Raw genomic sequence first — 12,926 nt, 5'->3', positions numbered from 1 at the left:
GTGTTTGACATCGGTTTTAGCGAACTGCTGTTGGTATTCGTGATCGGCCTCATCGTTCTGGGGCCTCAACGATTGCCGGTAGCGGTAAAAACGGTAGCGGGCTGGGTACGCGCGTTGCGATCCCTTGCGACCACGGTGCAGAATGAACTGACCCAGGAGCTGAAGCTCCAGGAGTTTCAGGACAGTCTGAAGAAGGTCGAAAAAGCGAGCCTCCAGAACCTGACTCCAGAACTGAAAGCCTCGATGGATGAACTTCGTCAGGCCGCGGAGTCGATGAAGCGTTCCTACAGCGCCAACGATCCTGAAAAAGCGAGCGATGAAGCGCATACCATCCATAATCCGGTGGTGAAGGATAACGAAGCGCAGCATGAAGGGGTTACACCTGCCGCCGCTGAAACCCAGGCCAATTCTCCTGAGCAAACACCGGAAACGGCTGATGCCGGGCAGCCTGAACAGACGGAAGCCGCTTCCGTAAACGAGATGGACGCAGAAAAGAAATCCGCCGCGACTGTTGTCGAATCCTCCCCCTCGTCGAGTGATAAATCGTAAACATGGCTGTAGATGATACCCAACCTCTTATTACGCATCTGATTGAACTGCGTAAGCGTCTGTTGAACTGCATTATTGCGGTTATTGTGATTTTTCTGGCGTTGGTCTATTTCGCCAATGACATTTATCACATGGTTGCCGCGCCGCTGATCGAACAGATGCCGCAGGGTGCGACGATGATCGCCACCGACGTGGCCTCGCCGTTTTTCACCCCTATCAAACTGACTTTCATGGTGTCGCTGATCCTGTCTGCGCCCGTGATTTTGTACCAGGTATGGGCGTTTATTGCCCCTGCGCTGTATAAGCATGAACGTCGTCTTGTCGTGCCGCTGCTGGTGTCCAGCTCGCTGTTGTTCTATATCGGCATGGCGTTCGCCTACTTTGTGGTCTTCCCGCTCGCGTTTGGTTTCCTTGCCAATACCGCGCCGCAGGGCGTACAGGTTTCTACCGATATCGCCAGTTACCTCAGCTTTGTGATGGCGTTATTTATGGCATTCGGCGTCTCTTTCGAGGTGCCCGTCGCGATTGTCCTGCTCTGCTGGATGGGGGTAACTACCCCTGAGGACTTGCGTAAGAAGCGCCCTTACGTCGTGGTTGGCGCGTTTGTCGTGGGGATGCTGCTGACGCCGCCAGATGTCTTCTCACAAACATTGCTGGCGATACCGATGTACTGCCTGTTTGAGGTTGGCGTGTTCTTCTCTCGCTTCTATGTCGGTAAACGACGTCCACGAGAAGAAGATGACGAGGCCGAGACTGAGCAGGCCGGGAAAACTGAAGAATAAACGCAACCGCCCGTCAGGGCGGTTGTTATATGGGAGGAAGCATGTTTGATATCGGCGTTAATTTAACCAGTTCGCAATTTGCGAAAGATCGCGATGACGTGGTGACGCGCGCGCTGGCGGCCGGGGTGTCAGGTATGCTTCTGACCGGAACCAATCTGCACGAAAGCCAGCAGGCGCAAAAACTGGCGCAGCGTTATGCCTGCTGCTGGTCGACGGCTGGTGTACATCCGCATGACAGCAGTCAGTGGCAATCAGAAACTGAAGACGCGATCGTCGCTCTGGCAAGCCTGCCGGACGTGGTGGCGATTGGCGAATGTGGTCTGGACTTCAATCGTAATTTTTCCACGCCGCAAGAACAGGAACGCGCCTTCCAGGCGCAGTTGCGCATTGCCGCTGAGTTGCAGATACCCGTTTTTATGCACTGTCGGGATGCGTATGCGCGTTTTCTGGCGCTGCTTGAGCCGTGGCTGGATAAACTCCCGGGCGCGGTGTTGCATTGCTTTACCGGTACGCGTAAGGAAATGCAGGAGTGCATAGACAGAGGGCTTTATATCGGTATCACGGGTTGGGTCTGCGATGAACGTCGCGGTCTTGAATTGCGTGAGTTGCTGCCCTTCATCCCTGCGGAAAAACTGTTGATTGAGACCGACGCCCCCTACCTGTTGCCGCGCGATCTCACGCCTAAACCGGCTTCGCGGCGTAACGAACCGGCGCATCTGGCGCACATTCTTGCGCGCGTTGCCCACTGGCGCGGGGAAGACCCGCAATGGCTGGCGGCCACAACGGATGCCAATGTTAAAACGCTGTTTGGGATTGCTTTCTAAAGCGCGCTTAAACTTTACGAAACGCGGTGTTTTTCACGCTCTGCTTCACCTCTTTATTCAGCAGGTTAAGCAGCAGCATGGAGCGCGCTTCGCCATCCGGTTCGGTAAAAATCGCCTTCAGACCTTCAAATGCGCCTTCAGTGATAATCACGCTGTCCCCTGGGTAGGGCGTTTCGGGATCAACAACGCCTTCCGGTTTGTAGACAGAAAGCTGATGAATCACGTTGGACGGAACGGTGGCAGGGTGTGCGCCAAACCGCACGAAGTGGCTGACGCCGCGCGTGGCGTTGATCGTGGTGGTATGAATCACTTCCGGGTCGAATTCAACAAACAGATAGTTAGGAAAGAGCGGTTCACTAACGGCGGTACGTTTGCCGCGCACCATTTTTTCCAGCGTGATCATCGGCGTCAGGCAATTTACCGCCTGTCTTTCGAGGTGTTCCTGGGCACGCTGAAGTTGCCCGCGCTTGCAGTACAGTAAATACCAGGATTGCATAATAACTCTTATCCGCTTGTCCGGGGCGCAAGCATAACAAAAGCCATGCGCTAAGTTAATTATACCCGTTGTATTTCAGGCTGCTTCTTTGTTGGCTACCTCGCCGCAACCTGAAATTCATTGAGTAGATAACCCCCGGGTTCCCCTGTACCGTCAGAGTTCACGCTAATTTAACAAAAATACAGCATCACGATGATGAACGCCGTATAATGAGGCGCTTACAAAGAGGCCACAACTGACGCCATGAAATATCACGACTTACGCGACTTCCTGACGCTGCTGGAACAGCAGGGTGAACTCAAACGCATTACGCTTGCGGTAGATCCTCATCTGGAAATGACTGAAATTGCTGACCGTACGCTGCGTGCGGGCGGGCCTGCTCTGTTGTTTGAAAATCCCAAAGGCTATGCGATGCCGGTGCTGTGCAACCTGTTTGGCACGCCCAGACGCGTCGCAATGGGCATGGGCCAGGAAGATGTCACCGCGTTGCGCGAAGTCGGCAAGCTGCTGGCGTTTCTGAAAGAGCCGGAGCCGCCGAAAGGGTTCCGTGACCTGTTTGATAAGCTGCCGCAGTTTAAGCAAGTGCTGAACATGCCGACCAAACGACTACGCGGCGCGCCGTGCCAGCAGAAAGTGTTCTCTGGCGACGACGTTGATTTACAGCGTATTCCCATCATGACCTGCTGGCCGGAAGATGCCGCGCCGCTTATTACCTGGGGGCTGACCGTGACGCGTGGCCCTCACAAAGAGCGGCAAAATCTGGGGATCTACCGTCAGCAACTGATCGGCAAAAACAAGTTGATCATGCGTTGGTTGTCGCATCGTGGCGGCGCGCTGGATTTCCAGGAGTGGTGCGCGGCGCATCCTGGCGAGCGTTTCCCGATTGCCGTGGCGCTGGGCGCCGATCCGGCCACCATTCTCGGCGCAGTGACCCCCGTACCGGATACGCTGTCGGAATACGCGTTTGCAGGGCTGCTGCGTGGCACAAAGACGGAAGTGGTTAAATGTCTCTCCAGCGATCTTGAAGTACCTGCAAGTGCGGAAATCGTCCTGGAAGGTTATATTGAACCGGGCGAAATGGCGGCGGAAGGGCCGTATGGCGACCACACCGGTTATTACAATGAAGTGGATAACTTCCCGGTTTTCACCGTTACGCACATTACGCAGCGTGAAGACGCCATTTATCACTCAACTTATACCGGCCGACCGCCTGATGAACCTGCTGTGCTCGGTGTGGCGTTGAATGAAGTCTTCGTCCCGATTTTGCAAAAGCAGTTCCCGGAAATTGTTGATTTCTATCTTCCGCCGGAAGGGTGTTCTTATCGACTGGCCGTTGTAACGATGAAAAAGCAGTACGCGGGCCATGCGAAACGCGTCATGATGGGCGTTTGGTCATTTTTACGCCAGTTTATGTATACCAAATTTGTTATCGTCTGCGATGACGACGTCAACGCACGCGACTGGAATGATGTGATTTGGGCGATCACCACCCGTATGGACCCGGCGCGGGATACGGTGCTGGTAGAAAACACCCCCATTGATTATCTGGATTTTGCCTCGCCGATCTCCGGGCTAGGTTCAAAAATGGGACTGGATGCCACAAACAAATGGCCGGGCGAAACCCAACGTGAGTGGGGGCGCCCTATCAAGAAAGATCCTGAAGTGACTGCGCGTATTGACGCGATTTGGGATGAGTTGGCCATCTTTAACGACGGTAAAGGCGCCTGAGGCGCGATCGTTTTGCCCTATAGACCCGACAGAGGGAGCGCATGACAACCTTAAGCTGTAAAGTGACCTCGGTAGAAGCTATCACCGATACCGTATATCGCGTTCGTTTAGTGCCAGACGCGGCGTTTTCCTTTCGCGCTGGTCAGTATCTGATGGTCGTAATGGATGAGCGGGATAAGCGTCCGTTCTCTATGGCCTCCACGCCGGATGAGCACGGATTCATTGAGCTGCACATTGGCGCTTCGGAGCTTAATCTGTATGCGATGGCGGTGATGGATCGCATTCTGAAAGACAGAGAAATTGTCGTCGATATTCCGCATGGCGAAGCCTGGCTGCGTGATGATGAAGAGCGTCCGCTGATTCTGATTGCGGGGGGAACGGGTTTCTCCTATGTCCGTTCAATCTTGCTGACGGCGCTTGCGCGTAATCCGAATCGCGACGTGACGATCTACTGGGGCGGACGTGAAGAGAAACATCTCTACGATCTCGCTGAGCTGGAGGCGCTTTCGGTTCAGCACCCGAATCTGCGCGTTGAGCCGGTGGTAGAGCAACCGGAAGAAGGCTGGCGTGGCCGCACGGGCACGGTATTAACTGCGGTATTGCAGGATCACGGTACGCTGGCGGGGCATGATATCTACATTGCCGGTCGTTTTGAGATGGCGAAAATCGCTCGTGACCTGTTCTGCAATGAGCGTAACGCGCGGGAAGATCGCCTGTTTGGCGATGCGTTTGCCTTTATCTAAGCAATAAAAAACCCGCCCCTGACAGGCGGGAAGAACGGCAACTAAATTGTTATAGAGTGGCATTTGCGTTGTAGGCCGGATAAGACGCCTGAGCGTCGTCATCCGGCATGGTCGCCGGGGGCGCTTCGCTTGCCCGGCCTGCAATAAATAACGCTCTATGATTAAACTCGCTCAAATACTGTCGCGATACCCTGACCTAATCCGATACACATCGTCGCCAGGCCAAACTGGGCGTCTTTGCGCTCCATCAGATTCAACAGCGTGGTGCTGATGCGCGCCCCGGAACAACCCAGCGGGTGGCCCAGTGCGATCGCGCCGCCGTTGAGGTTGATCTTCTCGTCAATCTGCTCCATCAGTCCCAGATCTTTTATACACGGCAGGATCTGCGCGGCAAACGCTTCGTTCATTTCAAACAAATCGATGTCGCTGGCGGCAAGCCCTGCTTTTTTCAGCGCCAGTTTTGACGCCGGAACCGGGCCGTAACCCATAATTGAGGGATCGCAACCGACAACCGCCATTGAACGAATGCGGGCGCGTGGTTGCAGGCCCAGTTCATGCGCACGGCTTTCGCTCATTACCAGCATGGCGGCTGCGCCATCGGAGAGGGCGGAAGAGGTGCCTGCGGTCACGGTGCCGCTGACCGGATCAAACGCGGGGCGCAGAGTCGACAGCGCTTCGACGGTGGTCTCCGGGCGGATGACTTCGTCGTAGCTAAACTGCTTCAGCACGCCGTCAGCGTCATGACCACCGGTCGGGATGATCTCGTTTTTAAACGCGCCGGACTGCGTGGCTGCCCAGGCGCGGGCGTGTGAACGTGCGGCAAACGCATCCTGCATTTCACGGCTGATGCCGTGCATACGGGAAAGCATTTCTGCCGTCAGCCCCATCATCCCGGCGGCTTTGGCTACGTTGCGGCTCAGGCCGGGATGGAAATCGACGCCATGACTCATTGGCACATGGCCCATATGCTCCACGCCGCCAATCAGGCACGTCTGCGCGTCACCGGTCATGATCATCCGAGCGGCATCGTGCAGCGCCTGCATGGAGGAACCACACAGACGGTTAACGGTGACCGCCGGAACGGAGTGGGGGATTTCAGCCAGTAGCGCGGCGTTGCGGGCGATGTTAAAACCCTGCTCCAGCGTCTGTTGCACGCAGCCCCAGTAAATGTCGTCGATAGCGGTTGCTTCCAGCGCGGGATTACGCGCCAGCAGACTGCGCATTAAGTGTGCGGAGAGATCTTCTGCCCGCACGTTACGAAATGCGCCGCCCTTTGAACGGCCCATCGGGGTGCGAATTGCATCGACAATGACAACCTGTTCCATTGTGACTCCTTAAGCCGTTTTCAGGTCGCCAACCGGGCGGGCTGGCTCAACCGGGGGATAGTACGGTTCGTTATGGCGCGCTTTGTTACGCAGACCTTCCGGCACTTCATAGAGTGGGCCGAGGTGCTGATACTGCTGCGCCATATCGAGATATTTTGCGCTGCCGAGCGTATCCAGCCAGCGGAACGCGCCGCCGTGGAACGGAGGGAAGCCCAGACCGTAAACCAGCGCCATATCCGCTTCTGCCGGACTGGCGATGATGCCTTCTTCCAGACAGCGCACCACTTCGTTGACCATCGGAATCATCATGCGGGCGATAATCTCTTCGTCGCTGAAGTCGCGCTTCGGCTGGCTGACCTCTGCCAGCAGGCTGTCCACGGCCGCATCTTCTTCTTTCTTCGGCTTGCCTTTGCTGTCTTCTTTATAGCGCCAGAAGCCGAGACCGTTTTTCTGACCATAGCGGCTGGCGTCAAACAGCGCGTCGATGGCATCACGATAATCTTTCTGCATACGCTGTGGGAAACCGGCCGCCATGACTGCCTGCGCATGATGCGCGGTATCGATCCCGACCACATCCAGCAGATAAGCCGGGCCCATCGGCCAGCCAAACTGTTTCTCCATCACTTTGTCGACTTTGCGGAAATCGGCGCCGTCGCGCAGTAGCTGGCTGAAACCGGCGAAATACGGGAACAGTACGCGGTTAACAAAGAAGCCGGGGCAGTCGTTGACCACAATCGGCGTTTTGCCCATTTTGCTGGCCCAGGCGACGACTTTAGCGATGGTTTCATCCGAGCTTTTCTCGCCGCGAATGATTTCAACCAGCGGCATCCGGTGTACCGGGTTAAAGAAGTGCATGCCGCAGAAGTTTTCCGGGCGCTTCAGCGCGCTTGCCAGTTCACTAATTGGAATGGTGGACGTATTCGACGCCAGCACGGTATCCGGGCGGACGTTGTCTTCGGTCTCCGCCAGTACCGCTTTCTTCACTTTCGGGTTTTCCACTACCGCTTCGACCACCACATCAACGCGATCAAAACCGGCGTAGTCCAGCGTTGGGTGAATCGTTGAAATCACGCCCGCCAGTTTCAGGCCGTCGATCCTGCCGCGTTCCAGTTGCTTATTCAGCAGTTTCGCCGCTTCGGTCATGCCCAGCGTCAGGGATTTGTCGTTGATATCTTTCATGATCACCGGCACGCCTTTCCAGGCTGACTGGTAAGCGATGCCGCCGCCCATAATACCTGCGCCCAGTACGGCTGCCTGCTTCGGTGTTTCAACGTCTTTGGTCAGCTTTTTCGCTTTACCTTTCACGAACTGATCGTTGAGGAAGATACCGACCAGCGCGCGGGCTTCATTGGTATGCGCCAGCGGGACAAAGCTTTTATTTTCCAGATTCAGGGCTTCTTCACGGCCAAAGCGTGCGGCGGCTTCGATCGTTTTCACGGCGGTCATCGGGGCGGGGTAATGCTTCCCGGCCGTCTGCGCCACCATGCCTTTGGCGATGGTAAAGCTCATCGCCGCTTCAATTTTACTGAGCTTCAACGGTTCCAGTTTCGGCTGGCGTTTGGCTTTCCAGTCCAGTGAGCCGTCAATCGCCTGACGTAATACCGCTATTGCGCCATCAAGCAGTTTTTCCGGTTTCACGACACCGTCGACCAGGCCGATTTTCAGCGCCTGCTCAGCGCCAATGTCTTTCCCGGCAGCAATAATTTCCAGCGCGCTGTCAGCGCCCAGCATACGAGGCATACGGACAGAACCGCCAAAGCCCGGCATGATGCCCAGCTTCGTTTCTGGCAGGCCAATGCGCAGATCCGGCGTCACCAGACGATAATCAGTTGCCAGTACGCACTCGCAGCCGCCGCCCAGCGCATAGCCGTTGATGGCGGAAAGCGTTGGCACCGGTAAATCTTCGAGGCGATTAAAGACGCTGTTGGCAAAGTGCAGCCACTGGCTTAACTGTTCTTCAGGAACAAGGAACAGCGAAAGGAATTCGGTGATATCAGCACCGACAATAAAGGCTGCTTTGTTAGAGCGCAGCAGCAGCCCTTTTAAATCTGTTTGCTTTTCCAGCACGTCCAGCGCCTGGCCGAGGCTGGCGACGGTCGCAGTGTCGAGTTTATTGACCGATCCTGGGGCATCGAACACCAGTTCGGCGATGCCATCTTCCAGCCAGTCGAGGTACAGGGTGTCGCCTTTGTAAAGCATGTCAGTCTCCTGAATCCGCAAGGTGATCTGGTCATACCAGATGAAGCGAGTGTGTATTTTGTGTTAAAAAAATGCAAATAAGAGATTAAAAAAATGCCGATGCGATCACGCTCGGCAGAAATCACGCTCTCCCGGAGCGATGTGCTAAGATGCGGAGACTCGAGGTCAAAAAAACAGAAGGGTAGAAAATGGAATCACTGGCCGCACTCTATAAAAATCATATCGTTACCTTACAAGAACGGACGCGTGACGCACTGGCGCGTTTTAAGCTGGATGCGCTACTTATTCACTCCGGCGAGCTTATCAACGTCTTCCTCGACGACCATCCCTATCCGTTTAAAGTTAACCCGCAGTTTAAAGCCTGGGTACCGGTCACACAGGTTCCAAATTGCTGGTTGCTGGTCGATGGCGTGAATAAACCCAAACTGTGGTTCTACCTGCCGGTGGATTACTGGCACAACGTTGAGCCGCTGCCCACGTCGTTCTGGACCGAAGAGGTAGAGGTGATTGCCCTGCCGAAAGCCGACGGTATTGGCAGCCAGCTCCCTGCCGCGCGCGGTAATATCGGTTACATCGGTCCGGTGCCGGAGCGTGCGCTGCAACTGGATATCGCCGCCAGCAACATCAACCCGAAAGGGGTGATCGATTACCTGCATTACTACCGTGCGTACAAAACGGATTACGAACTGGCCTGTATGCGTGAAGCGCAGAAAACGGCGGTGAACGGCCATCGCGCGGCAGAAGAAGCGTTCCGTTCCGGTATGAGCGAGTTCGACATTAACCTGGCTTACCTGACCGCGACCGGCCACCGTGACACCGATGTGCCTTATAGCAATATCGTGGCGCTCAACGAGCACGCTTCGGTTCTTCATTACACCAAACTGGATCATCGCGCGCCGTCTGAAATGCGCAGCTTCCTGCTGGATGCCGGGGCGGAATATAACGGTTACGCCGCAGACCTGACGCGTACCTGGGCGGCAAACAATGACACCGATTACGCTCAGTTAATCAAAGATGTGAATGACGAACAGCTGGCGCTGATTGCGACCATGAAAGCGGGCGTCAGCTACGTGGATTATCACATTCAGTTCCATCAACGCATCGCGAAATTGCTGCGTAAGCATCAGATTGTCACCGATATCAGCGAAGAAGCGATGGTCGAGAACAATCTCACCGGGCCGTTTATGCCGCACGGTATTGGTCATCAACTGGGTCTTCAGGTTCATGATGTTGCAGGCTTTATGCAGGACGATACCGGGACGCATCTGGCCGCGCCGTCGAAATACCCTTATCTGCGCTGCACCCGCGTGCTGCAACCGCGCATGGTGTTGACCATTGAGCCGGGGATCTACTTTATCGAATCGCTGTTGGCGCCGTGGCGCGAGGGGCAATTCAGCAAGCACTTCAACTGGCAGAAAATTGAAGCGCTGAAACCGTTCGGCGGCATTCGTATTGAAGACAACGTGGTGATTCACGAAAACGGTGTTGAAAATATGACGCGGGATTTGAAACTGGCGTGATGGACAGCTGGTTAATCCCTGCGGCGCCGGTCACTGTCGAGGAAGAGATCAAAAAAAGCCGCTTCATTACGCTGCTCGCCCACACGGACGGTGTTGAAGCGGCGAAAGCCTTTGTTGATGCTGTCAGAGCGGCGCATCCAGATGCGCGTCATCATTGCGTGGCATGGGTGGCGGGCGCGCCGGATGATTCACAACAGCTGGGATTTTCTGATGATGGCGAACCGGCGGGAACGGCGGGCAAACCGATGCTTGCCCAGCTAATGGGCAGCGGCGTTGGCGAGATCACCGCTGTTGTGGTGCGTTACTATGGCGGTATTCTGCTCGGCACCGGTGGGCTGGTAAAAGCCTACGGCGGCGGCGTGAATCAGGCGTTGCGTCAGTTAACGACGCAGCGCAAGACGCCGTTAACCGAATATACTTTGCAGTGTGAGTACGGCCAACTGGTCGGAATAGAAGCATTATTAGGGCAGTTTGCCGGTCAAATCGTTACCAGCGATTATCAGGCATTCGTTCGGCTCAGGGTGGCGCTTCCTTATGCAAATGTGGATGAATTTTCAGCAAGGCTGGCGGATTTTAGCCGTGGTTCATTGCAATTGTTAGCGATTGAAGAATAATCCCACCTCATTTTGAAGAACAAAGGAAGCGGCAGAGATGCATTTTCGCGCCATTACCCGAATCGTTGGACTGTTGGTCATTTTATTTTCGGGAACAATGATCCTCCCTGGACTGGTTGCGTTGATCTACCGTGATGGGGCGGGGCGGGCATTCACGCAGACATTCTTTGTCGCACTGGTGATCGGCTCTCTGCTGTGGTGGCCCAACCGCCGGGAGAAAGGCGAGCTTAAATCCCGCGAAGGGTTTCTCATTGTGGTGCTGTTCTGGACCGTACTGGGAAGCGTGGGGGCGTTGCCGTTTATCTTCTCTGAAAGCCCGAACCTCACCATTACCGATGCTTTTTTTGAATCATTCTCCGGCTTAACGACAACGGGCGCGACGACGCTGGTGGGGCTGGACTCTTTACCGCACGCGATTCTCTTTTACCGCCAGATGCTGCAATGGTTTGGCGGGATGGGGATCATTGTGCTGGCGGTGGCGATTCTCCCTATCCTCGGCGTCGGGGGGATGCAGCTCTACCGCGCAGAAATGCCGGGGCCGCTGAAAGACAATAAAATGCGCCCGCGTATTGCGGAAACGGCAAAGACGCTATGGCTGATTTATGTGTTACTGACGGTGGCCTGCGCGCTGGCGCTATGGTTCGCCGGAATGCCCGCGTTTGACGCCATTGGGCACAGTTTTTCTACTATCGCGATCGGCGGTTTCTCTACGCACGATGCCAGCGTCGGTTATTTCGATAGCCCGACCATTAACAGCATCATGGCTATCTTCTTGCTGATCTCTGGCTGTAACTACGGTCTGCACTTCTCTTTATTAAGCGGGCGCAGCCTGAAAGTTTACTGGCGTGACCCTGAATTTCGCATGTTCATTGGCGTTCAGTTGACGCTGGTAGTGATCTGTACGCTGGTGCTGTGGTTCCACGATATCTATAACTCGGCGCTGACCACGCTCAACCAGGCGTTCTTTCAGGTCGTATCAATGGCGACAACCGCCGGGTTTACCACCGACAGCATCGCCCGCTGGCCGCTCTTTCTGCCGGTGCTGCTGTTATGCTCTGCGTTTATCGGCGGCTGTGCGGGGTCAACGGGCGGCGGGCTGAAGGTGATCCGCATCCTGCTGCTGTTCAAACAGGGGAACCGTGAACTGAAGCGTCTGGTCCATCCGAATGCGGTTTACAGTATAAAACTGGGGCACCGTGCGTTGCCGGAACGTATCCTCGAAGCGGTATGGGGATTCTTTTCTGCTTATGCCTTAGTCTTTATTGTCAGTATGCTGGCCATTATCGCGACTGGCGTGGATGACTTTTCCGCGTTTGCCTCCGTTGTGGCGACCCTTAACAACCTGGGGCCAGGGTTAGGTGTGGTTGCGGACAACTTTGCCAGCATGAACCCTGTTGCGAAATGGATTCTGATCGCCAATATGTTATTTGGTCGTCTTGAAGTCTTTACTTTGCTGGTACTTTTTACCCCTACCTTCTGGCGTGAATAATGGAGTAACACGTGAAAACATTGATTCTTTTTTCTACCCGGGACGGACAAACGCGCGAGATAGCTTCTTATCTGGCCTCGGAATTAAAGGAGCTGGGGATCTGGGCGGATGTGATTAATCTCCATCGTACTGAAGAGCTGGACTGGCAAAGTTACGATCGCGTGGTGATTGGCGCCTCTATTCGTTATGGGCATTACCATGCCGCTTTCCAGGAGTTTGTGAAGAAGCACGCTACGCGCCTGAACGCGATGCCGAGTGCGTTTTATTCCGTTAACCTTGTCGCGCGTAAACCTGAAAAGCGCACACCGCAGACCAACAGCTACGCGCGCAAGTTTCTGATGAGTTCGCAGTGGCGACCCGATCTTTGCGCCGTTATTGCTGGCGCGCTTCGTTACCCTCGTTACCGCTGGTATGACCGTCTGATGATTAAGCTCATTATGAAGATGTCTGGCGGTGAAACGGATACGAGTAAAGAAGTGGTCTATACCGACTGGGAACAAGTGGCGAATTTTGCCCGCGACATCGCCCAATTAACCAACAAATCGTTGGCAAAATAAACGTAAAGAATAAAAAACACGCAGTCGGAAAATAATTTTAAATTTCCCCTTGTCAGGCCGGAATAACTCCCTATAATGCGCCTCCACTGACACGGAACAA

The 12,926-nt window shown here is 54.9% G+C and carries 12 protein-coding genes; 9 read left to right on the top strand and 3 right to left on the bottom strand.

Translation table 11 applies throughout. From position 1 onward, the window contains the following. From tatB to tatD, 3 genes are read left to right on the top strand one after another with little or no spacing between them, the layout of a single operon-like run. On the top strand, positions 1–549 hold the full coding sequence (gene tatB, locus OGV50_RS04705; protein ID WP_012131183.1) for a Sec-independent protein translocase protein TatB: 549 nt from the start codon (positions 1–3) through the stop codon (positions 547–549). 2 nt (positions 550–551) lie between these two features. Further along, positions 552–1,331: a Sec-independent protein translocase subunit TatC gene (gene tatC, locus OGV50_RS04700; protein WP_012131184.1), complete on the top strand. Its 780-nt coding sequence runs from the start codon at positions 552–554 to the stop codon at positions 1,329–1,331. A 41-nt stretch (positions 1,332–1,372) separates the two neighbouring features. Beyond that, positions 1,373–2,155 (top strand): 3'-5' ssDNA/RNA exonuclease TatD, encoded by a 783-nt coding sequence (tatD, locus tag OGV50_RS04695; protein WP_200093329.1) that lies wholly within the window; start codon positions 1,373–1,375, stop codon positions 2,153–2,155. Positions 2,156–2,162: 7 nt separating this feature from the next. On the opposite strand, the gene rfaH is transcribed toward tatD, so the two are convergent. After that, on the bottom strand, positions 2,163–2,651 hold the full coding sequence (gene rfaH, locus OGV50_RS04690) for a transcription/translation regulatory transformer protein RfaH (RefSeq protein ID WP_012131186.1): 489 nt from the start codon (positions 2,649–2,651) through the stop codon (positions 2,163–2,165). 243 nt (positions 2,652–2,894) lie between these two features. Here rfaH and ubiD point away from each other — a divergent pair, with 243 nt between their 5' ends. Beyond that, positions 2,895–4,379, top strand: a complete 1,485-nt coding sequence (gene ubiD, locus OGV50_RS04685) for a 4-hydroxy-3-polyprenylbenzoate decarboxylase (protein WP_012131187.1) — start codon at positions 2,895–2,897, stop codon at positions 4,377–4,379. A 41-nt stretch (positions 4,380–4,420) separates the two neighbouring features. Then, the gene (fre, locus tag OGV50_RS04680; protein ID WP_012131188.1) at positions 4,421–5,122 is read left to right on the top strand and encodes an NAD(P)H-flavin reductase; all 702 of its coding nucleotides are present in this window, start codon (positions 4,421–4,423) and stop codon (positions 5,120–5,122) included. Positions 5,123–5,283: 161 nt separating this feature from the next. Here the strand turns inward: fre and fadA are convergent, their stop codons facing one another. Both fadA and fadB read right to left on the bottom strand, forming a co-directional pair. Then, the gene (gene fadA / locus OGV50_RS04675; protein ID WP_200093327.1) at positions 5,284–6,447 is read right to left on the bottom strand and encodes an acetyl-CoA C-acyltransferase FadA; all 1,164 of its coding nucleotides are present in this window, start codon (positions 6,445–6,447) and stop codon (positions 5,284–5,286) included. Between the two features lie 9 nt (positions 6,448–6,456). Then, positions 6,457–8,646 carry a fatty acid oxidation complex subunit alpha FadB gene (gene fadB, locus OGV50_RS04670; RefSeq protein ID WP_200093325.1) on the bottom strand — a complete coding sequence of 730 codons (2,190 nt, stop codon included), beginning with the start codon at positions 8,644–8,646 and terminating at the stop codon, positions 6,457–6,459. Positions 8,647–8,834: 188 nt separating this feature from the next. Here fadB and pepQ point away from each other — a divergent pair, with 188 nt between their 5' ends. The 4 genes from pepQ to hemG are packed head-to-tail and all read left to right on the top strand — an operon-like array spanning position 8,835 to position 12,826. Beyond that, on the top strand, positions 8,835–10,166 hold the full coding sequence (gene pepQ, locus OGV50_RS04665) for a Xaa-Pro dipeptidase (protein ID WP_012131193.1): 1,332 nt from the start codon (positions 8,835–8,837) through the stop codon (positions 10,164–10,166). Beyond that, entirely contained in the window at positions 10,166–10,780 is a 615-nt protein-coding gene (locus tag OGV50_RS04660; protein ID WP_200093323.1) for an IMPACT family protein, read from the top strand. Before pepQ ends, OGV50_RS04660 begins: the two co-directional genes overlap by 1 nt. A gap of 37 nt (positions 10,781–10,817) precedes the next feature. Next, positions 10,818–12,269 carry a Trk system potassium transporter TrkH gene (gene trkH / locus OGV50_RS04655; protein ID WP_012131195.1) on the top strand — a complete coding sequence of 484 codons (1,452 nt, stop codon included), beginning with the start codon at positions 10,818–10,820 and terminating at the stop codon, positions 12,267–12,269. Between the two features lie 11 nt (positions 12,270–12,280). Next, on the top strand, positions 12,281–12,826 hold the full coding sequence (hemG, locus tag OGV50_RS04650; RefSeq protein ID WP_047459942.1) for a menaquinone-dependent protoporphyrinogen IX dehydrogenase: 546 nt from the start codon (positions 12,281–12,283) through the stop codon (positions 12,824–12,826). Positions 12,827–12,926 lie beyond the last annotated feature (100 nt).

It is taken from the genome of Citrobacter sp. CK180 (assembly GCF_030333655.1).
GTDB classification, from domain to species: Bacteria; Pseudomonadota; Gammaproteobacteria; order Enterobacterales; family Enterobacteriaceae; genus Citrobacter_B; species Citrobacter_B koseri.
Note: the sequence above shows the minus strand (reverse complement) of the source record. Positions and strands in the feature narration are given on the sequence as shown.

Excerpts from the sequence above, each read along its gene's own strand:
- OGV50_RS04660 (WP_200093323.1), top strand. The coding sequence starts at position 10,166 with ATGGACAGCTGGTTAATCCCTGCGGCGCCGGTCACTGTCGAGGAAGAG.
- fadB (WP_200093325.1), bottom strand. The coding sequence starts at position 8,646 with ATGCTTTACAAAGGCGACACCCTGTACCTCGACTGGCTGGAAGATGGC.
- tatC (WP_012131184.1), top strand. The coding sequence starts at position 552 with ATGGCTGTAGATGATACCCAACCTCTTATTACGCATCTGATTGAACTG.
- pepQ (WP_012131193.1), top strand. The coding sequence starts at position 8,835 with ATGGAATCACTGGCCGCACTCTATAAAAATCATATCGTTACCTTACAA.
- fadA (WP_200093327.1), bottom strand. The coding sequence starts at position 6,447 with ATGGAACAGGTTGTCATTGTCGATGCAATTCGCACCCCGATGGGCCGT.
- fre (WP_012131188.1), top strand. The coding sequence starts at position 4,421 with ATGACAACCTTAAGCTGTAAAGTGACCTCGGTAGAAGCTATCACCGAT.
- tatD (WP_200093329.1), top strand. The coding sequence starts at position 1,373 with ATGTTTGATATCGGCGTTAATTTAACCAGTTCGCAATTTGCGAAAGAT.
- trkH (WP_012131195.1), top strand. The coding sequence starts at position 10,818 with ATGCATTTTCGCGCCATTACCCGAATCGTTGGACTGTTGGTCATTTTA.
- ubiD (WP_012131187.1), top strand. The coding sequence starts at position 2,895 with ATGAAATATCACGACTTACGCGACTTCCTGACGCTGCTGGAACAGCAG.
- rfaH (WP_012131186.1), bottom strand. The coding sequence starts at position 2,651 with ATGCAATCCTGGTATTTACTGTACTGCAAGCGCGGGCAACTTCAGCGT.